The organism is Sphingobacterium anhuiense, from assembly GCF_042686355.1.
Classification (GTDB): Bacteria; Bacteroidota; Bacteroidia; order Sphingobacteriales; family Sphingobacteriaceae; genus Sphingobacterium; species Sphingobacterium anhuiense.
This window is the reverse complement of record NZ_JBHUPE010000004.1, coordinates 1,371,812-1,393,985: the sequence shown is the minus strand read 5'-3', so window position 1 is coordinate 1,393,985 and position 22,174 is coordinate 1,371,812. Positions and strand designations below refer to the sequence as shown.

The 22,174-nt window shown below is 39.2% G+C and carries 16 protein-coding genes; 14 read left to right on the top strand and 2 right to left on the bottom strand.

Annotation, left to right across the window (positions count from 1 at the left end; translation table 11 throughout):
- Positions 1-47: 47 nt before the first annotated feature.
- The gene (locus ACFS6I_RS11620; RefSeq protein ID WP_380920672.1) at positions 48-956 is read right to left on the bottom strand and encodes a helix-turn-helix domain-containing protein; all 909 of its coding nucleotides are present in this window, start codon (positions 954-956) and stop codon (positions 48-50) included.
- Between the two features lie 148 nt (positions 957-1,104).
- Entirely contained in the window at positions 1,105-2,862 is a 1,758-nt protein-coding gene (locus tag ACFS6I_RS11615) for a M60 family metallopeptidase (RefSeq protein ID WP_380920670.1), read from the bottom strand.
- A gap of 710 nt (positions 2,863-3,572) precedes the next feature.
- Between ACFS6I_RS11615 and ACFS6I_RS11610 the strand changes: the two genes are divergently transcribed.
- From ACFS6I_RS11610 to ACFS6I_RS11545, 14 genes are all read left to right on the top strand, one after another.
- On the top strand, positions 3,573-3,893 hold the full coding sequence (locus tag ACFS6I_RS11610; RefSeq protein ID WP_380920668.1) for a MazG-like protein: 321 nt from the start codon (positions 3,573-3,575) through the stop codon (positions 3,891-3,893).
- Positions 3,894-4,004: 111 nt separating this feature from the next.
- Positions 4,005-4,373 (top strand): BlaI/MecI/CopY family transcriptional regulator, encoded by a 369-nt coding sequence (locus ACFS6I_RS11605; protein ID WP_021192059.1) that lies wholly within the window; start codon positions 4,005-4,007, stop codon positions 4,371-4,373.
- Between the two features lie 5 nt (positions 4,374-4,378).
- The gene (locus ACFS6I_RS11600) at positions 4,379-5,494 is read left to right on the top strand and encodes an energy transducer TonB (RefSeq protein ID WP_380920666.1); all 1,116 of its coding nucleotides are present in this window, start codon (positions 4,379-4,381) and stop codon (positions 5,492-5,494) included.
- Positions 5,495-5,663: 169 nt separating this feature from the next.
- Complete coding sequence (locus ACFS6I_RS11595) at positions 5,664-8,009, top strand: outer membrane beta-barrel protein (protein WP_380920664.1); 2,346 nt, start codon at positions 5,664-5,666, stop codon at positions 8,007-8,009.
- Positions 8,010-8,189: 180 nt separating this feature from the next.
- Positions 8,190-8,846, top strand: coding sequence for a MarR family winged helix-turn-helix transcriptional regulator (locus ACFS6I_RS11590; protein WP_380920662.1), 657 nt, complete (start codon positions 8,190-8,192; stop codon positions 8,844-8,846).
- 308 nt (positions 8,847-9,154) lie between these two features.
- Positions 9,155-11,431 (top strand): TonB-dependent receptor, encoded by a 2,277-nt coding sequence (locus ACFS6I_RS11585; protein WP_380920660.1) that lies wholly within the window; start codon positions 9,155-9,157, stop codon positions 11,429-11,431.
- Between the two features lie 4 nt (positions 11,432-11,435).
- Complete coding sequence (locus ACFS6I_RS11580) at positions 11,436-12,236, top strand: DUF4249 domain-containing protein (protein ID WP_380920658.1); 801 nt, start codon at positions 11,436-11,438, stop codon at positions 12,234-12,236.
- Between the two features lie 52 nt (positions 12,237-12,288).
- Positions 12,289-13,125, top strand: a complete 837-nt coding sequence (locus ACFS6I_RS11575) for a phytoene/squalene synthase family protein (protein ID WP_380920656.1) — start codon at positions 12,289-12,291, stop codon at positions 13,123-13,125.
- A 221-nt stretch (positions 13,126-13,346) separates the two neighbouring features.
- Positions 13,347-13,901, top strand: a complete 555-nt coding sequence (locus ACFS6I_RS11570; RefSeq protein WP_380920654.1) for an RNA polymerase sigma factor — start codon at positions 13,347-13,349, stop codon at positions 13,899-13,901.
- A gap of 53 nt (positions 13,902-13,954) precedes the next feature.
- On the top strand, positions 13,955-14,947 hold the full coding sequence (locus tag ACFS6I_RS11565) for a FecR family protein (protein ID WP_380920652.1): 993 nt from the start codon (positions 13,955-13,957) through the stop codon (positions 14,945-14,947).
- 1 nt (position 14,948) lies between these two features.
- A complete protein-coding gene (locus ACFS6I_RS11560) occupies positions 14,949-17,987 on the top strand; it encodes a TonB-dependent receptor (RefSeq protein WP_380920650.1) in 3,039 nt (1,012 codons plus the stop codon).
- Between the two features lie 4 nt (positions 17,988-17,991).
- On the top strand, positions 17,992-19,335 hold the full coding sequence (locus ACFS6I_RS11555; protein ID WP_380920648.1) for a DUF4876 domain-containing protein: 1,344 nt from the start codon (positions 17,992-17,994) through the stop codon (positions 19,333-19,335).
- Between the two features lie 32 nt (positions 19,336-19,367).
- Positions 19,368-20,912, top strand: coding sequence for a DUF6850 family outer membrane beta-barrel protein (locus tag ACFS6I_RS11550; protein WP_380920646.1), 1,545 nt, complete (start codon positions 19,368-19,370; stop codon positions 20,910-20,912).
- Between the two features lie 20 nt (positions 20,913-20,932).
- A complete protein-coding gene (locus ACFS6I_RS11545) occupies positions 20,933-22,078 on the top strand; it encodes a cytochrome-c peroxidase (RefSeq protein ID WP_380920644.1) in 1,146 nt (381 codons plus the stop codon).
- Positions 22,079-22,174 lie beyond the last annotated feature (96 nt).

The window sequence follows — 22,174 nt, the reverse complement described above, 5'->3', positions numbered from 1 at the left end:
ATGTAGGGCGACGATGAGGGAAGGGATAACGAAAAGCTAACAATACCTTACGAAATTCTAACATTTCGAAATTGGGTCGGATTAATAGCTAAGTGTTTTTTGAAAAAATTATTGAAATGGGTCACCTCGGTAAAGCCTAATGCAAATGCAATTTCAGAAACGTTCCAATCGGTTTGGATTAAAAGAACTTTAGCCTCTTGGAGCAATCGTTCGGCAATGATTTGAGTTGGCGTTTTATGTGTGGTTTCTTTTACTGCTCTGCTCAAATGATTGACATGTACAGCCAATTGACCTGCAAAATCTGATGCGGAACGGAAGTGAACTCTTTGTCTTGCATCTTCAATGGGAAATTGTCTTTCCAGTAATTCTAAAAATAAAATAGCAATACGGTGTGAGGCATTGATTTCCTGTTTTTCAATCTTTTTTGCGGGTTGCATTTTTAAGGTCTGATGCAAAATTTCAAATACCAGATTCCGCAATGCATCGTACTTGTGTATATAATCGGAATCGATCTCTTCGAACATACTCAGGTAAATATGTTTTATCTTTTCGGTTTGTTCGTCGCTCAGTTCAAAAATAGGGGTTCCATTGGGCTGGAAGACTTCATAATTTCTTAAGTTACCAAAATGATGAAAAAATGAAGGTGTAAATACACAGAAAAAACCGGACTGCTCGTCATCGAGAGATTCCCAATTATAGGGGATCTGGGGATTGGCAAATAGTAGTGCCTGTTTTTTTATCTCGATTTCCTTATCGGCATAATAAATTTTGTTTTTGCCAATTATCAAGCTGATTTTATAATAGTCTTTTCTGCTATATGGAACTGGTTTAGCATGGCTACCAACAAAATCATCAAGCCTGAATACATTGAAATGGCCAATCTCTTTTCGGATATTGTCAGGCACCCAATTGAGTTTGGTTTTATAAAAATCTTCGATTGATTGTGTCTTTTCCATTTTTCAAAATTACAAAAAACAAACATACAGTTTTGTGCTCGTCTTTCGGTAATCATCTTAATTCGAAAGCCCTCAGAAGGTTACTCTATTCTGAGGGCTATTGAATTAATGTATGGTTGCCCGTCACATTAAAATATAATTTCAGCTTTTAGTAAACCGATACTTCTGCCATGGCGGCATTTTGGGTGAAGTCAAATGCGGATTTGAAAACAAGTTTAAAATAACGGAAAGATTGCGTTGTTGGTAGGTTAATGTTTTGCGGTACTGCATTTTCTAGTAGCGTAAATGTTCCTAGACTGTTCCAGTCTGCGTTATTCTGACTTACTTGAATTTCAATTTCTCTTACTTTACGGGAACCGTTTCTTTGGGTCAGCGTAAAGCCGGAGACTGTTTTGCTGGTTTTCATATCTACTGTAATAAAATAGGGATATGTTTCGGGATTGCTGGACCAGCGGGAGTGCCAGAATGTATTGGGATTGCCATCAATTATGTTTGCCGCTCTTCCATTTTCTGCACCGGTTTCCTGATTGGTATAATCGATCACGAGCCACTTATTTTCCCAATTAGGATCATCGGTCTTAGTCGTGAGATCCTCAGTAGGCGTAGGTAAATTGAGATTCTGTATTTCGGTATATACTGATTCATCGACTTTAAATCCCCATTTTCGGAAAAAACCGCTTAGATTTTTGCCTGAAATTGTACAAGCTTTTAACATAAAATAGCGCATCTTTTGCTCTCTTGTCGAAACATTAGGTTGCTCTATTCTGGTTGCTTTGTGCAACGTTTGATAGAAGGTGTCGCCAAATGCTAACCATAGTTGTTGGAACATGGCTAAGCGCGTAAATACGCTAGTGCTTGACGCGTTAAAATCTTTTTCAGCATAGGGAATGATGAGATAGTCCATGACCTCAGGCCACACGTTATCGCGAGTAAGCCTTGAGTTTTGAGCGCCCATTTTTCGTTCTGCAGCAAGGGAATAAATGTTAACGGTGGTTTCACCTAATTCTCCCCATGTCCACGCGGACTGCTGATGCATATGTCCCAGTTCATGCCATGGTCCCCAACCATCATTTCTTGCGCCGTTTACAGTTAAAATAGTACTCATTGTGGAGGAATGGTATGCAGTCCGGTACCAGGTAGCAACCATGAAATAGTCGGAATTATCAGTCTCGGTCATTAGTATTTTATGGACATTTTCATCATGCTGTGTCGCTGAACCGTCTATACCACTGATCGCATATTCTGCCTTAACGATCTGATCGTAGGTCTGCATGAGCTGTTCCTGATTTTCCTGTTTATGCTCCAGAGCTTTTGTGCGGGAAGCGACTAACATCGTTTCTTCGCTTTCTAATAACACATCAGGAGCTTCAGTCCAGGTATTCAGCATGACCTGCCATTGTGCATTGGTAGTTTTTCCCAAAACATAATGAGGCACAGGTTTATGTCCTGCTCTAAATTCAACCCGTGCTTTACCGCTGGGTATGCTGTTGTCATTGGCATTATACCGTATATACAACAAACCACCGTACTGATCTGCCTGAATGGTATTGAGGCCCTGTGTCAGCGGAACGACTGTCGGATTCCATTTGTCTTTATAGCGTGAATAGGTGCCTATTAATAAGGTGGGAATACCTGTTCCGTCCTCCAGCTGGTCTACATAAATGGATAATGTACCACTTGGTGCTACGTAAAGTCCGGTTGCGGTAAAATCTGATGCGGGAAATGATTGCCCAAGTCTTTTAGATTCTTTGACTCCCGAGGGCAGTTCATTGAAAACCTGGATGGTATCGTAGCTGATCGCTAAACTATCAAGCGGGATTGTTTCGATAGGAGCTATCGTTTTTTGACAGGCTGAAAGAATGGCGATGAACGCTATCAGCCCTAATTTGAATGTGTTTTTTATCATAATTAAAGTTTAAAATTTATGTAATTGATCTGTAATCCATGCTGATATCTCCCCATATCTTTCTCGCAAGATCTAAAAAAGGGGCGTTTCTTTTTGAAAAACGCCCCTGATCGCCACTTATAATCTACCTAATTTTCATTTATTCTCACCTTATTTCAAATAGGATGTTTATCCAGCTTATATCTTGATATTTAAGATCTAATTTAATAAATATTTATGGATAAGATATTTTTTATTTTGTTTTTAATATAATTACCTTGAAAAGGCTTCTCAGTTCTTTGTTATATTGTGTTTATCAGAAAATGTCACCCGATATGTCGCTGAACTATATTTGAGCTTATGTTTATTGAGAGTGATTAATCAAGAAAAACAAAGAATTGGAAAAGAGATAATGGAAGATTATTTTCAGTTTTTAAACTATATTGACGATGTCGATTTGGAACGAGTATCTGAATATCTTTAAATTGATAAAATTACAGGAAAACTATTTATTTCGCATAAGCACTCGAATAATCCTATTTTAGAAAGAGACATTTCACAAAAGAAATAGGTCTAAGGTTTGGACAATATAATAATGCGTATCTTGAAGAGCAAGATACAGAAGGTTTCCACGAATGTAGAATCGTTGAAATATTTGATTTCAAATTTAAGAATGGCCAAATACGGTATGTAATGTCCGATTTTACGCAGTAGTATAAACATATATAAGCATGGAAAAAGATAATTTTGACGAAATAATTCGTCGCTCAATAGCTATCAGGAAAAAATACCACGAGTTGGAGATGACCCATCATGGCAGCGAATGGACTGTGGAAGAAGATGCTTTAGCTTATTTAACTGATGCTGGGTTGGTCGGACGGGACATTATGTCGCAACAACTACGCTGGCCAAAAGTGGGATCGGAAGCTGAGCTGGAACATAAACTAGGGGAAAATATATGGTGGTTAATCGTATTGGCAGAAAGATCGGGCATTGATATTAAAGATGCTGTTCATAATTTTCTGGACAAAACAGAAACAGTATTAAAATAAGCGGATCGAAATCTCATAGTGTCATGAGATTTCGGTCTGCTGGATAATTACTTGTCTTTTAGTTGTGATAACTAATTATTTAGCTGATATTTGAGTATAAAAGAATCAGCAATGGAAATAGTAGAATTTACCAAAGTAGAACACCAACTGATGCAGGTGCTGTGGAAATTAGAGAAAGCATTTGTTAAAGAAATCATACAGGAATTGCCAGAGCCAAAACCTGCTTATAGCACCGTGTCTACGATGATCCGTATTTTGGAGACAAAAGGTGCAGTGGCTTACGAAGCTTTTGGTAAAACTCACCGTTATTATCCGCTGATTTCAAAAGAGGAGTATATGCGTTTCGAGGCCGATAAATTTTTGGATAATTACTTCTCCAATTCTATTCAGGATATGTTCTCCTTTTTTGTTAATGAAAAGAAAATTGACTTAAAAGACGCTGAACAATTGCTTAAGATGATTGATAAAATTAAAGACTAAGTCCTGTGGAAAACCAGCTCTACTTCATTTGGTCGAGTATCGCGATGACCATTTTTTATATGTTTTATCAATTGGTGCTCAAACGTGAGACTTTCTTTTTATGGAATCGAATTTATTTATTAGCAACACTTTGTTTGGCGATCATGCTCCCATTGCTGAACCTTTCGGCGCTTTTTGGCTTACCACAAATGGAGTTAATGGATATTTCTTTATTTTTTATTGCTAAAGAAAAGCTGGTTTCTGTCGCGGAGACACAAATTCACCTGTTTTCTGTCTTATATTGGACCGGCGTTAGTGGCAGTGCTATATGGTTGGTCATAAAACTTGCTGTTATAAAAAATCAATTGCATTCGCAGGAGATCGGTAGAGCATTTTCATTCTGGAGAACTAAAGTTATTGATCCAGATCTATCGGATTTTGACGCAATAAATGCGCATGAAGAGGTTCATGTTAAACAATTACATACACTGGATATCATTTTTGTCGAATTGATTGCCGTATTTTTTTGGTTCAACCCGCTCATATATTGTTATCGTAAGAGTCTTAAGTTTGTTCATGAATATCTCGCGGATGAACATGCTGTCAAATATGCCGGCAGCACTAAGCAATATGCAATGACTCTTTTTCTGAAATCTTTTAAAGTTGGACCGGTGCTGACGAATACTTTTTATAATCCTTCCTTACTGGAAGCCCGGATCAGGATGCTTCAGTGCAAGAAGTCCAGCGTTAAACGCTTATGGAAATACATTGGGCTTGTACCTATGGCCGCGCTTGTTGTGGTACTATGTTCGTGGAAGATTTCAAATTTTAGTTCGATGGATTCGGACAGTAGGGTGCAGCCTGCTATTTTTCCTGGCGGGGTTGACGCTTTTAGTAATTTTTTGATTCAGAATTCAAAAAAGGTCTCAAATGAAAGGGGAAAAGTAGGAGTGAGTTTCATTGTCGAAGCTAATGGTGAAGTGACCCATGAAAAAGTTGAAAATGGATTAAGTCCTATAGTGGACAGGGAGGCCCTGCGTATTATTTCTTTAAGTCCGAACTGGGAACCAGCAGTACAAAATGGTCTTCGTGTTCGATCTCTTTATCATATGAATATAAATTTTAACCCTGATAATCAGTAGGTTATTTTCATTTATTGCATTATTAGTTGTGATGACTAATAAATTAGTTGTATAACTAGTTTGTTAGTTGTATGTTTGGGTATACCAATTTACACCAAACATGATCGGCATTCTGATTTTTAAATCCACTCGATTTTATAGCTATTTAGGCTTACTATTATGCAGTTTGATGTCTGCTCATGCACAGGCAAGAAAGGATAATGTGTTTGGAGCTGTTGTTAATGAAAAGAATATATTTATACCTTATGCTCAGGTTAGTTTAAAAAATAGTCTTGATTCAAACACGGTAAAGACGGTATTGGCAGATAGTTTGGGAAATTTTGGTTTTGCAATCGCATCTGGTAAATATTTGATTGAAGTGAAGAGCATGGGTTATAGGTCAGCTTATACTGTAACTTTTGAAGTTACTGCGGTATCGAGTATAAACCTTGGGAGTATTGCACTCCAAATTGAACCGACACAGTTAGGTGTTGTGACGGTTGATGCAAAGCTTCCTTTTATCGAAAGGAGGGCAGATAATGTGATCGTCAATCTGAATGGTCTTGGTTCCGGAGCTCCATTAATGGAGGTTATGAATCAGTTGCCGGGGGTTACTGTTGATGCATCAGACCTAATTAGTCTAAACGGCAAATCGGTTCAGATTTATATTGATGGTAAAGTGAGCGCACTTTCGGCAGATGCATTGTCTGGTTTGCTGAAGGGTATTTCTTCGGCAGCAATTGAAAAAGTTGAATTGATTAGTCAACCTTCTGCTAAATATGATGCGGCCGGAAATGGTGCCATCATCAACATCATCCGAAAACGTAGTTACAAAGGCGGTCTAGATGGTAATGTTTATGCAGGAGCTGGGAAAGGGACTTATGGAAAAGCGAATGGTGGTGTCAATCTCAATTATAAAGGAAAAGGTTATAATCTGCTGCTGAATCTGGATTATAATTACAATAAGTATTTTTACAACACGGACATTGCAACCAATTTTTTAGATGATGCGGGGACAGTTGTTGGGGAGTCGATATCGAAAATGAAGAGTACGAGGGCTATTGCCAACTACACACCCAACTTGGGAATGGATTTTTATTTATCCAAACGCACTACTTTGTCTGCCTCTGTTAAGCCTGGTTTTCAAACATCGTGGCGGGATGGAGTAGCGCATATTGAAGAAGTCGATGTTATTGCTAAAAGTAAATCACTTTCTGTGTTTAGCAACGACGTTGCTGTTTATGCAGCTAACTTTTCGACCGGACTGCGTCTGCAGCATCAGATTGATACTGCGGGAAGGGATCTGACAATGGATCTGGATTATTATCGCTATGCAAACTATAATGATCAAAATAATAGAACAGTTTCTTTCGATCCTTTCGTTGATCAGCCGAGCGTGATCGCTCAAGATCGTATCCTTCATGTATATGCTTTTAAAACGGATTATGTACAGCCTTTGGGTAAAGGGCGTCAACTCGAGATAGGAATGAAAACGAGTTTTGTGTTTTCCGACAATAGTAATGATTTCCGGGAAGGGGCAAACTATCAGAACGATCTATTTGATTATCAGGAAAACATTTCGGCCCTCTACTTGACATATGGTGCTACTGGTGAAAAATTTTCATACCAATTGGGGATCAGGGGTGAGTACACGTATGGACAAGGAGAAAAGCAATCTGGAAAGAACAGCTTTAATAAAAATTACTTTAATCCTTTTCCGTCGATTCATCTTGACTATAAGCTTACTAAAAATCATAATCTCAGTCTTGGAATCAATAAAAGGATTGAGCGCCCTAGTTATGAAAGTTTAAATCCACTGATTCGGATTATTAACAGTAATAACCTGCAACAAGGAAATCCTGCATTACGACCTGTACTTGCTTATAATGCTGACTTGTGGTACGGGTACAAAAATGCGTTTTACGCAGGTGTTACTTACAGTTATAGTGTAGATGATTTTACCAATATAACTGTGCCAGTGGAAGATGGTATAGTCACAACATTACCAGGAAATGCGGATCATGCAGGTTACTTTACGCTTCAGGCGTTGTATGGCAAGCAGGTATTACCGTGGTGGTACACCAGTTCTAATGCGATCTTGTCGAAGCGGTCGTTTAAAGGAGAGTTTGATGGTATTTTGCTTCAGACTGATGGCCGCTATAGCATCTCCGCCACTTCTTACAATAGTTTTTTGATTCATAAAAACTTCTCTTTTTTATTCCTTTTTAATTATCGAGGTAAAAGTGTGGAACGAAATATCAGCAATGAAGCTTTTGCTTATTTAACAGTAGGAGTAAGGCAACAGTTTCTAAAGAAACGTGCTTCTGTGCAACTTAATGTGATGGATGTTTTTAATTCATATAAGAATAAGTTCCAACAAAATAGTGGTCCAATACAGCAGAAATGGCGTAATCATATTGAAACGCGTATGGTGAAACTGAATCTGACTTATAGTTTTGGAGGTTCGATTAGAAATGCTAAGAAAGTAAACGGTGCTGAAGATGAGAAAAACCGTAGTGTCGTACGTGAAAATTAAATTGTTGCGTTATGTAATGATAAATTCATGACTTTGTTTAAGGAGAAGGCGATATTTACGAGAAAAGAACATTTTTTATAAAGTTTTCGCATGTTAAAATCAAAAAATGGGATGGTATTGTTGGTTTTACTTTTTTTTTACCAGTAAAAATGCTTCATTTGTAAAGAGGATAAAGATGCGATGATAAGAAAAGATCTATTGATAGAAATAGCTGAAGAGCTTGAAGATTACTGCTCGAATGAGTCAGCTAACGGAACGCTCGCTGATTTTTTGAATTACATGTATCTGAAAAACTCTATTGCGCTAACCCAATCACGTAAAGTGGGAGGTGATCATGCTGTAGTTGAAGGGCGTGATGTGCCGGCAGAAGATTTGGGAAAACTGCTCCTGATGATGAACCGGTATGCCAAACATTATATCAAGATAGCCTTTGAGGGGAGCTTGCTCCAGACTCCGGAAGACTTTACATACCTGATGGTTCTGTTTTCTTATGATAAACTGCTACAGACAGATCTTATACGGAAAAATGCCATGGAGAAAGCATCAGGTAATGAAGTCATCAAACGCCTAATGCGGTTAGGACTTATCGAAAGTGCCGCTAAAGTCGACGACAAACGCGCTAAACCAATTTCAATTTCTAATGCAGGAAGAGCTGAGCTGTTTAAAGTATTGCCAAAGATGAAAACGGTTGGTAATATTTTGATCGGAAATCTGTCTCCTGAAGAGCGTGATTTACTTATTATACTTCTTTCCAAGCTCGATCACCATCATCATGCGCTGATGGATAAAAAGGATGTGTCCGAACTGGACCAATATCTTCATCGAGATTCTGATTAACCTACTCTGCTCAGAGGGCCCGTAATTTTGTCAATAATATCTGGGAGCAATCGTACTCTAATAAATTTCTTTCCATTTCTCTTTTTCGACTTTTATGGCTTTTATATGCCATAAATGCTATTGGTGTTGCGTTGATCATTTCAGTGCGCGATGAAATCATAATGTGTGGCATCATTCTTTTTTCTATAAATTGTAGTATTTAATACTAAAATAGTATTTAAATAAACTATATTTGTTTGTCGATTATTACAAATTAATATATGATTAGGAAGAAATACTATTTAACCACTTTATTTACTACTTGCGCGATGGCAAGTTTTGCACAGCAAACAGTACTTTCCGGCACCGTTAAAGATGCAAAAACTGGAGAAACACTGATTGGCGCTGTAGTGGCCGATTCAGAAACACAGCAGGCGACCGCGACAAATAGTTATGGTTTTTATTCTCTTTCCTTACTAAAGGGTGAACGGAGCGTTATTTTTAGTTATGTCGGTTATCAAACACAAACCATAAAAATCCCATTAAACGCTCCGATGAAATATGATATTGAGCTGATGCCCAATGAAAATGCCCTTGAAGAGGTGGTTGTGTCCGGTACAAAGCGAAATCAAAATGTGAGCAACCCTCAAATGGGTGCATTTAAGTTCAGTATGGAAGAAATAAAGAATGTTCCCGTACTATTTGGAGAACGAGATCTGCTCAAAACCATCCAATTGCTTCCAGGTGTTCAGAGCGGAGGTGAAGGAAGTGCTAATTTTTTTGTTCGGGGCGGCGGTGGCGATCAGAATCTGATCTTGCTGGATGAGGCAATTGTTTACAACGCTTCCCATCTGTTAGGTTTTTTTTCCACCTTTAATGCTGATGCTGTTAAGGATGTGCAATTGTACAAGGGGGGGATTCCGAGTCAATATGGTGGCAGAATATCTTCAGTTTTGGATATCACGATGGTCGATGGTAACCAAAAAGAGTTCGCGGCGGAAGGTGGGGTAGGTCTGATTGCCTCCCGACTCAAAGTTTCTGCTCCATTAGGTCATGACCGTGGCTCTTATATGATCAGTGGTAGACGGACATATGCAGATATGTTTCTTAAACTTTCTAAAGAACAGGATGTTAAACAGAGTAAATTATATTTTTATGATCTTAACGCCAAGTTGAATTATAAAATAAACGACCGAAATAAAATTTTTTTCTCGGGTTATTTTGGAAAAGACGATCTGGGATTTGCAGATCGGTTTGGATTTAATTGGGGAAATGCAACTGCAACTGTTCGCTGGAACCATATTGTGAATGAAAAGCTGTTTAGCAACAGCTCTTTGATCTACAGTGAATTTAACTATAATGTGGGGGTGACCGGCAATAGTGGGGATTTTGATATTGCTTCCAAAATAGGCAATTGGAATCTGAAGCAAGATTTTTCGTATTATTCATCCAATAAGTCAACATTTCGATTTGGATTGAATGCGTTACGGCAAACCATACGCCCGGCCAGTCTCAATGCCGGGGAAGATGCAAATGTTAATTCGATCACTATTGAAAAACGAAATGGCTTGGATATCAGCGGGTATCTGTCCCATGAATGGAAGCCTACTGATCGTTTATCAATGCTTTATGGAGTGCGCATTGTAGACTTTATGGTTATGGGGCCAGGTACATATTATCGCTTTGATCAGGCTGCTGAAGTTGTTGGACAGGAGGAGTATAGGAGCGGTGAAATTGTCAAACACTATGTCAATCTTGAGCCTCGACTGTCAGCAAGCTATCTTTTAAATTCAAATAACAGCATTAAGGTTTCCTACAACAGGCTGGCGCAAAATCTCCATCAGCTTACCAACTCAACTGCTGCACTTCCAACTGATCAGTATGTGCTCAGTAGCCTAAATATCAAGCCTCAATTGGCAGATCAGGTTGCGTTGGGTTATTTCAGGAATTTCAAAGATAATTTATATGAATTTTCAATAGAATCCTATTATAAAGCTATGAGCAATCAGATCGATTTTCGTACAGGAGCAGATCTGCAGGCTAATAATCTTCTGGAAGGTGAGCTATTGTACGGCAAAGGCAGGGCTTATGGCCTTGAATTTTTCCTTCGTAAAAATTCTGGAAAACTCAATGGCTGGATCAGTTATACGTTATCAAAGAGTGAACGAAAATTTGATGAAATCAATAAGGGAAACTGGTTCAATGCACGGCAGGACCGAACCCACGACTTATCTGTGGTTGCAATGTATAAATTATCGGATATTTGGACTTTAGGTGCCAATTTTATCTTTAATACGGGTAATGCAGTTACCTATCCTGCTGGGAAGTATGATATTAACAATACGACACTTTTTTACTACACAGATCGAAATACACATCGATTCCCTAATTATCATCGCTTAGATCTATCGGCGACTTACGAACCTCTACAGGTAAATAAACGCTTTAAGTCGAGCTGGACATTTGGGTTATATAACGCTTATAATAGAAGGAATGCTTATATCGTGGATTTTAGAGAAAATGAAAATAATCCTAATATCGCTGAAGCATATAAAATCGCTTTGTTCGGAATTATTCCTTCTGTAACCTGGAATTTTAAATTTTAAAACAATGAAAACAAGATACTTTTTACTACTGTCCTTAACTTCTTTTTTAAGCTCATCATGCGAAGAGGTAATTGATCTTAATCTGGATAGTGCTGGTCCAAGAACCGTGATTGAAGCTAATTTAAACGATTTAAGTTCTGATCAAACGATAAGAGTTTCCAAGACCATCGCGTTTGGTGTAAATGGGAGAAATACACCCATAGAAGATGCTGCAGTCGTTGTCCGTTCATCGGCAAAGGAAGAGATTCTATTTACCTATGATCGGGATGGATATTATCGTGCCAAGAATTTTGTGGTCAAACCTGGAATTATTTATTTTCTTGACGTAAAATCGGAGGGGGTTAACTATGTTAGCCAGTCACAGATGCCAGAATATGTAGCTATTGATTCTTTAGGAATTACAAAGGAAAAAGTATTCAATGAGGAACGCTTTTATCCAAGATTTACTTTTAACGATCCGGTAGGAATAAAAAATTATTACTTGTATGAAATAGCGATCAAAGGTTCGCCGATTCGCTTTGCCTCTACGTACAATGATAAGTTCAACGATGGTAAGTATGTGACACATGAGATCTCAGACCGCACAATTGATCTTGAACTGAATGATGAAGTGAAGGTCATCCGCTATTGTATTGATGCCAATGTTTATCAATACTGGAGTGATTTTCAGTCTGCCAATCCTGGTGGTGCTGCGCCAGGAAATCCTACTTCAAATATATCTAATAATGCACTGGGGTACTTCTCTGTTGCTTCTGCTAAAGAGCATAAGTTTATAACGAGCGTATACATGGAAAAATACCAATGAAGACAACTTACGAATAGCTAGTCGAGAAGGCAATACCCTAACTGATAAACGTATGAAAAAACTGTTTGATGAACTCGCTTATGAAGTGAGTAAGAAAACTACGGTTAAATATAGCACCAGCTTTTCATTAGGCATTTTAGCATTAAAACCTTGTATCCGGGATAGTATTTATGCTATTTATGGATTTGTGCGCCTGGCTGATGAAATTGTTGACAGCTTTTATGCTTATGATAGGCGGGTACTTTTGGAAAGACTGCAGTTAGAGACAGACTTGGCATTAAGGGAGAATATAGCCCTGAATCCTATACTGCAGTCTTTTCAAGAGACTGTACATAAATATGGTATTGACCACCAGCTTATTGATCAATTTATGAACAGTATGCATATGGATCTTAAAAAGATAGCATATAATGCTGAGCTATATGAAGAATATATCTACGGATCGGCAGAGGTAGTCGGGTTGATGTGTTTGCAGGTATTTACAGAGGGTAATAAAAAACTGTATCTGGAACTAAAACCTTATGCCATGAAGCTCGGATCGGCATTTCAAAAGATAAATTTTCTAAGGGACTTAAAAGATGATTATCACATACTGGGACGTACTTACTTTCCTAATATCAATATGAAGTTTTTTGACGATACAGTAAAAAAACAGATAGAAGAAGAAATTAAAGATGAGTTTCTGGAGGCATTATCGGGCATTAAGAGACTTCCGAAGTCTTCTAAATTTGGTGTGTATTTAGCCTATAAGTATTACCTCTCTCTGTTTGCAAAAATAAAAGAGAAGTCTTCGAAGCAGATTTTGACTGAGAGAATCAGGATACCGAATCTAGGAAAAATATATGTTGCGTTTAAAAGTTATGTGCGCTATAAAATGACTTACTTGTAATCTATAACCTGTTAAAAACTAAATTTTAATGTGTTTTATTTAAATTATTAATACCGATTATTGGATCCACGATCAATACTTGGTTTATAAAGTTATACTACCAATTAGCTTTCAATCATTTTTTGTTGCAATGTTTATATTTCGGAGAATAGTATTCCAAGTATTCGTTATTTTTTATTTGGAATTAATCTAAACAATATAGTATCTTAGCGACCTCGAAAATGAAAACGCACTGGGTCAATATTACAAAAGGGGATAAGAAAAGTTTCTTTGTTTTCTATGATGCTATTTATAGGTCTCTGTTCCAGTATGGTATGGTTATCGGTAAAGATAGAGAAATCGTAAAGGAATCAATCCATATTCTATTTTATGAACTTTGGGAAAAGCATGAACGCCTACCGCAGGAAATCAAAGATCCTAAATTCTATGTCTTTGTTTGGTTGAAGAGGATTATATACCGGCAACTTAAATCGCAACAGTCTTCGCTGGAGAGTATACTAAATGAACCTTTTGAGGAATCTGTGGAAGATCAAAAAATAAAGGTAGAGGAAATCATCGAGAAAGAGCAGTTGCTGCATGCTGCGCTGGCCAAGCTCACCAAAAAACAGCGCCACTACATAGATCTGAAATTTTTTCAGAACAAGTCCTATGAAGAGATTGCAACCGAGGAAAATGCGGCCGTTCGGACCGTATATAACGTTATTTACGAAGCCATAAAGAGCCTGAAAGGTAATTTAACGCCTTTTTTGATTTTTATTTTAAATTATTATAAATAAAATAGGTAAAATTGGAGGGTTTCATGCACTACTCTTAAAATGCATGAAAAACAATGGTTAACCCTACTATAGAAAAACTCATCTGTGATCCTTCTTTTATTGACTATTGTCTGGATCATGAATCAGAAAATTTCGTTTACTGGCAAAAATGGATGGCAGAAAATCCGCAGTATGAACATTTGATTCTGGAAAGTAAAACGTTGATTTTACAGCTTCAGGCTATGCCGTCTGAGGAAGAGATTTCCACCGAAAGAAGACGTCTGTCTCAAGCGATCGATGAATTGCAGGTGAACCGCTTCTTTCAGTTTCGCAGATGGTTGCCTTATGCCGCGGCATGTCTGGTTGTTTTGGGTATTTCCATCTTTTTCTACCAGCAAAGACAGGTTCCGCTGCAATCCTCAATGGCAACAGTGGAATTTTTAGAACAAAAAGTGCCTGCAGGTAAGTACATGAACATTCAGTTGATGGACGGAACAAAAGTACGATTAGGCCCTACTTCGACATTAAATTATCCTCAGAGATTTACTCACGGCGAAAGGAAGATTGCACTAAAAGGTGAAGCTTTCTTTGATGTTGCACATAATGCCGACCAACCATTTATTATCCAGGCTGGTGAATTTGATGTGAAAGTGCTAGGAACTTCATTTAATGTTCATGCTTTTGAAGAAGACAAATTAGCGAAGATTGCCTTATTTACAGGAAAGGTTGAAATCTCCAATGAGAGCATGCATCTGGTGATCGTGCCCGGACAGGCATTTGTTTATAACAAAGCCTTAGGAACTTATACAATAGAACCTTTTGATCGAACCAAAGAACGCGAAACAATGGAAGGAATTCTACACTTTAAGCACGCAGGTTATTCGGAAATTGGTTCACAGCTGGCTCGTAAATATGGTGTTGTTTTTCAACCTGATGCAATTATAGAGCTTGATTTTTCTGGATCGATTGCACATGAAAGCTTGGCACAGGTGCTGGAAAAATTAACTTTAACTACCTCATATCACTTCTCTCTTGAATCTAACACCTTAATTGTCCGTAAAAAATAATATGAAAAACAATAATAAGCCCAGCGCAATCTGGGTTCGTTCTTTATTTCTTGGTGTCGCACTGACCTGTCATGGTTTTTCAGTGACTGCACAACAGCTTAAAGTCGAAAGTAAAAGTCAGTCGCTTAAATCTATTTTGGAGCAGATCGAAAACCAATCGGGCTATACTTTTCTATATGATGAAAAAACCGTCAATCTGAATCGTAAGGTTTCTTTACAGATGAGTGGTTCTCTGACTCAGATTTTACAAAGTCTGGAGCAGCAGACCTACTTACAGATGAAGCTGTCGGGACGAAATATTTTAATTAATAACGGTTCTTTAGGTCTTTTAACGGGTAAAGTTACTGATGAGGAAGGACTACCGTTATCATTGGTCTCGGTATTCTTTAGAGAACTAAACCAATATTTTTTAACCGAGCAAGATGGTTCGTTCAGATTCCAGTTTCCGGCACACCGTCTTAAATCTGCTGAAGTCCGTTTTTCGATGATCGGGAGGCAGGGGACAACCTTAAACCTATCGCTGGACAAACAGCAGACAGTTGCATCGACTGTTACCTTACCGTTATTAAGTGTGGGACTTGAGGAAATTTCAGTAACTCCGCGTACGAATCAGAATTTAGAAAGTAATACTTCGCTGTATATAAACCGCGAAGTGATTGAGCAGTCAGGAGCGCTTAGTCTTAATGATCTGTTGAGTTTGGTCCCTGGACAGAAGATTGCCGCGCCTTCTTTACAACAGGTGCAACAAGCTAATCTGCGCAGTGCTTCGATGGGGACAAATTCTCTAGGGACAAAAGATCCTTTTTCATTAAATAATTCGTTTGGTATTGCTCTGATCATGGATGGTATAGCACTTTCTAATAATGCCAATATGCAGACGCTTAATCCAGGGATTAGCGGAATGGGTAATTCATATGTGGGCGGTGGTATATCGGGATTGATGGGGAGTGCTGACCGTGGCGACCGATATACCGGTGATTACACGTTTGGAGGAACAGATTTACGTCAGATTGCGACGGACAACATTGAGAGTGTGGAAGTGGTGGCTGGTATTTCCTCTGCAAAATATGGGGATATGACCAATGGTGCTGTTATTATCAATCGGGTAGCGGGTGGAACTCCTTTCAACTTTAATATGCAACTACGTGATAATGCTACGGTATACGGATTGACAAAAGGGTTTAAAACAAAAAAACTGGGCGCTTTTACTTTTGGGGGTAATTTTACACGTTCGTATAATGATAACCGTGATAAATTAAAATCGTATGACCGTGTGGGGAGTAATCTGATGTGGAGTACTGCCGCTGGAAAGGACCGTGCTTTTACCAATACCTTCACAGCGGATTATGGTCGTCATCTGGATAATGTACGCCGTGATCCGGATGATCCTACGGCAACCATATTGCGCTATAAAGCTTATAACTTTTCTATAGGTAATCGCCTCAATTATAGAATTGACAATAGTTTCTTGACTAATATTGGTTTTAATGTACGCTATAGTGAGACCTATCAGAATACCTACAAAGAGCAGTATATGAATAATACCTACATCATATATACCGATGCAACTGATGTAGGAATCACCAATGGACAATATGCTTCTGGTATCTACACGGCAGTGACCAATCTGGAGGGAAAGCCTGTGGATTTTACAGCCAGATTGGATTTGAATGGTAGTTTCCATACAGGCGATATCTTGCACCAGTTGAATTTTGGATCCTCTTATAATTATTCTAAAAACAAGGGGCGGGGGCAGATCGTTGATCCGACACGTCCCCGAAATAATACCTCGGTTGCAAATGGAGACAATCGCTCGGAACGATATTATGATTTTTCACGGCTACATGCTCAAAATCAAATCGGTCTATATGCTGAAGATGTTTTTAGAACCACTATAGCGGACCGTAACCTGAATGTGCGGTTGGGTACACGTTTGGATCTCTTTGAAGGATATGTGACCTTTTCACCACGTACAAATATCAATTATGAGCTTACACCCGATTTGCGTATTGGCTTAGCTTATGGTTGGGGAAGTAAAGCACCGGGATTGGCGCAGTTATATCCAGGCCCCGTTTTCTATGAAATCCCCTTATACCAAAAGACTGCGGTAAAAGATAATGGTGCCGTAGATGAGGCGAATAGTGTGTACTTGCTGTATGTTGATAAATTTACACCAGACAATAGCAAGCTGAAACCTGCGCTTTCTGAACAGTTGGAGTTCTCGGTAGCCTATGAGCACCGCGGATTTAGAGCTGGGGTGAATGTGTATAGTAAACGCAATTATCGGGATGTATACTCCGAAATGTCTTATACACCGATCATTTTGCCAACCTATGTAGACAATCCTGATCCAGAGGCTGAGGTACCTTATGTTACTTTAGGAACTAAAAGTCATCGTTTGTCCCGCTATACTTTTGTGAATGGTGGAACCACAAAAAATCAAGGTGTTGAACTCATGTTATCCACACCAAAATGGACGGCGATTGAGACATCGCTTAATCTGCGTGGCGGGATCACAAAATCAATTTATAGACCGGTTCAAAATTTTAGAAATTTCACCAATAATACCAACAACCCAGATTATGCTGTGACAGGTTTATATCCTGTATTTGAGCGTTCTACTTGGACAAGTAATGCCGCAATTACTTCGAGTACGCATATTCCAAAGGCTAAGCTCTTATTAAATTTTACGACCGAATTTAATATTTTGAATAGAACCAATACACAAGCGACTGACGGTATTCCGCTGGGTTATTTTACAGAAAATGGTGTCTACCATGAGATTAATGAATTTGATGAAAAAAATATTGACTATAAGCATCTACTGATCCCTATTGAGGAAGTGAGAAACCAAAACCAACCGGGGGTATATACTAATTTTCACCTCAATTTATCTAAAGAAATAAGTAAGCGCTTGAGCTTAACATTTCATGTTTACAATGTTTTCAATTATCGTCCGCAGTATAAACGATCGGATAATACGATGGTTATTCCGAATGGTAAACCGAGTTATGGTGCACAATTACGACTTAAACTTTAAGTATATGAAATTACAAAAATATTTAATGCTGCTGTTTATCTGTACGGGTTCATTCAGCAGCTGTCAAAAGGAACTGACGCCAAATAATGGGCCGGTGGATATCACGGCTGATGTTACTTATGCAAGTCAGGAATATCAAGAAAAATTACCTGTGGACACCATAACGGTGAATATCTATTCGTTAAAGGGAAAATTGATCTATAGCGCCAAGACTGGGCAGGATGGACATATTGCCTTTCCGGAACTTGCGCCAAATACGTATAGAATCCAAGCTGTGACCAGTTTTAAGGTCGATCTATTCAATCAATTGTTGAATCGGGAAGAAGACTTTGACGTAACTTTTAGTTCCGAAATAAAGGAAATAATGGTCGGTACAGGAGTTGAAAATCATTGGGATCTGTCGTTGGTAAGCGGCAATTCTAATCCAAATGGACTGGTGATCAAGCAGATCTATTATGCGGGTTCGCATGCGACCTTGGGTGCGAGTTTTAGAGATCAATTTATTGAGATCTTTAACAATTCAAATCAGGTTCAATATGCCGATAGTTTATGTATTGCCGAAGCCTATGGAGCAAATAGTAACAATGCGCTGTACGCTTACCAAGCGAATAGTAAACAATACGATTGGAGTAAATCCTATGAAATGCCTCCAGATATGAAAGCAAATGCCGATTACGTTTATGCGCAAACGATTCTCCGATTACCGGGTAAAGGTCGGGATTATCCGATTGCACCTGGTGAAAGTATGGTGATCGCGGCTACAGCGACCAATCATAAGGCTCCTTATGAAGGAGCTGATGGCAAAGTGATTGCTGTTCAGGATCCGAGTTTAACGGTCGATCTGAGCAACGCTGACTTTGAAGCTTATTATGCGCCTTATATCGGAACGTCAAGACCATTGGCATCGGATGTTGATAATCCGAATGTTCCGAATGTTGAGGTGCTGCGTCGGGGTAGTGGGTTAGATCTGATTATGAATCAGGCAGCGCAACAGAGCTGGTTTATCTTTCGTGAAGATGAGGTATGGAATGAAAAGAAGTGGAAGGGCTATGGATTGCCTTTTGCTGATGGACGTGTCAATACCTCGGGGACTTATATTCAGGTACCGATTGATCTTATACTGGATGCTGTTGAGCTTCAGTCTTCTACTTCAACACAATATCCAAAAAAGTTTTCTGCTCAAAATGATGCGGGATGGACGGCTGTTGACGGTGGGGCGCGATCTTCGTATGCTGTGATTCGGAAAACAAAAGAGCTGGTTAATGGCAGGCGGGTGCTGCAGGATTCAAATAATTCTAAAGATGATTTTGTGTCCATTAAAGCTAACCCGAAGGGATTTGCGGACTAGTTTAGGGGCTTGATTACAAATAATACGATTCAATGAAGAAATTACATATAGTAGGACTGTTATTTTGTGTTTGGGGGACTTATCTTCCTGTATATGCGCAACATGCTGTCGAACAGGATACCATAGCACGTCGTATACGTGCGTATAGCGTGGATAAACCCATGTGGTTGGAGAAGTCTGTGGAACCTCGATACAGCCTTATTCAAATGGGGTATAGTCAGGTTAGTGGTGAATATCGCACCGCTCAGGATGCGCAGAAAATAAAAAATATCAATTTTAATTCGGAGGGTGCGGTAACGATCAAAGATATTCGCCTTTGGGGAAGATTTGCTTATAACCGTAGTACGGAAGATAGCACGAGATTTGCGCATCAAACGCGGGAAAATCCAGCATCGCCCTGGTATTTTGGTTCGTATGGCTACAATCATTATGAAAGAACTAATTACTTCATTCAGACAAGGGGGCAGAAGTATTTTGCAGATCGTAAATATTCTGTCTTTGGGGGTCTGGATTACCATGTCGGCAATCATTTTAGTAACAACGATCCTAGGAGCACAATCGATGCGATTCAGGTCAATGGAAGTCTTGGAGCGAGTGCTCGTATTAGCTCAGGATGGGAGCTCGGGGTAGAGGGAAAATATGGTTATGGTCAAGAACGGGTAGAAATAGCTTACCGTAATGAGCAATATGCGCTAAGTGCTGTTGAATCGCCGTATATGAACTACATCGTGAGAGGCTACGGCTGGAAAGTGAGCGACTGGCTTAGTGAGCGCAATATGTTTTACCAGAATGATATGAAGCGTTACGGTGCGAAGGGTTATTTATCTTGGGACGGTGATCTAGGTAAGTTCTATGGAAATATTGGATACTTAAAGGAGGTGCAGCACTATCGACAGACGCTTAGAAATGATTCGCGGATCAATGAACTGAGTAAGTTTAATCTGGATCAGTTGAGTTACCAGCTCATGTGGAATTTAAAACGGGGCAATAAAACCTATTTGGCTGCTTTTAATAGCTTGAACTATAGTGGTAAAGACTGGGTCACTGAAAGTGGTAATGCACAGAATTATGTGTACAGAAAGGAGCGTCAAACCTTAGATCTTTCGTATTTGATTAAAAAGAATAAGTGGCAGCAGTTTTATGAGGCAAATATCGGTTATACCCGTAAGGTACGCCATGACGGCGGTACGGAAACTCGATTGGATTATGATCGGATGGACTATGCCTTGTCTACATTGTTGACCTATGCTACGGCTCGAAATCAAGAGGTGGAGTTTGGGGTGACTGCTTTTGCCGAAACAAACATGGGTACTTCGTGGACGCTTCCTTTGATTAACGAGAATGTTTTTCATCAGTATGTGTTTTACCAGGATATTCGCTATCATGAGGCAGATGTATGGGGAGGTAAGCTACGTTTAGGGTTTACGCAGCGTCTTAAAAAAGGTAATTTCATTAAGTTGATCGGTACGTATACGTATCGAAAAGCAGATTTAGGGAGTGCGCTGGATCGCTTGAATTTGGCTCCTTTGGGGCGCACTCGTGAGGTAGGAAGTGTACGATTAAGTTATGGTTTTTAAGTAGAGGCTCGTAGATTTTGATGAAGAGAAATAAGTTTTTGATAGCATTAACAGTTTGTTTACCGATGCTGATCAGTGCTTTTGCGGATGCGGTAGATAGCGTTTTACCGCTAGATGATCTTCGTCGCCGCTATAGCAGTGGTGATGTTGGGCAGTGGCCTGAACCGCATTTGGATGCTTCTGTTCAGCAGGGATTTGTTGATATCGGTATTTTGCCAGCTGTTGCATATCCGGCGTCAAATCCTTTTAGTAAAGAAAAGGCCTCACTTGGGAAACTCCTGTTCTTTGATGCAAGATTATCGGCATCGAAGCAACTTTCGTGTGCGAGTTGTCACGATGCGCAGCTCGGTTTTGGCGACGGTAAGAGCTTGGCGCATGGTCATGGTAGAAAAGAGGGTAAACGCAATGCCATGACGCTCTATAATGTCGGTTATTACAAGAGTTTTATGTGGGATGGAAGAGCTAAAACTTTGGAAGACCAGGTTTTGTTGCCCGTTCAGGATCATGTGGAGATGAATACGTCTTTGGATACGATGGTGGTGCATGTTCGCATAATCAAGGGGTATGGTCCTTATTTTAAAAGTGCTTTTGGAGATGATCAGGTGAATTTATTGCGCATCCAACAGGCAATAGCAACTTACGAGCGTAGTATTGTGAGTTATCCTACTAAGTTTGACCGTTTTGTTTCGGGTCAATCCGATGCACTTAATGATCAGGAGTTAGAAGGACTTCATCTTTTTAGAACAAAAGCGCGTTGTATTAATTGCCATAATACGCCATTATTTTCGGATAATCTTTTTCATAACGATGGGCAGACTTTATATGGAACGAAGCAGGAGGACTTTGGACATTACCATATAACAGGCGACCAGAAAGATATTGGGGCATTTCGGACACCTTCATTGCGTAATGTGGGTTTGACCGGACCTTGGATGCATCACGGAAACTTTCCCACGCTTAGGGATGTGGTAGAACTATATAATCTGGGTAATCCGGATCCTATACAGCGTAGGGTGCAGGTGGATGAAAAGACAAGACCGATCCATTCACCGTTATTAAAGAAACTTGATCTTTCTAAAGCAGAAGTAGATGCGGTACTCGCATTCTTGCAGGCTTTGAGTAATCCGACACAACGTCGGATAGCGATGCCTGATTTTCCGGAATAGGAAGGGCATTTTGCTTATTTTGCATAAATACCGTATGAGGCTATACCTGAATACGATAAGTACTTGTCCATGTTGAAATTTAAATGTGAGCTCATA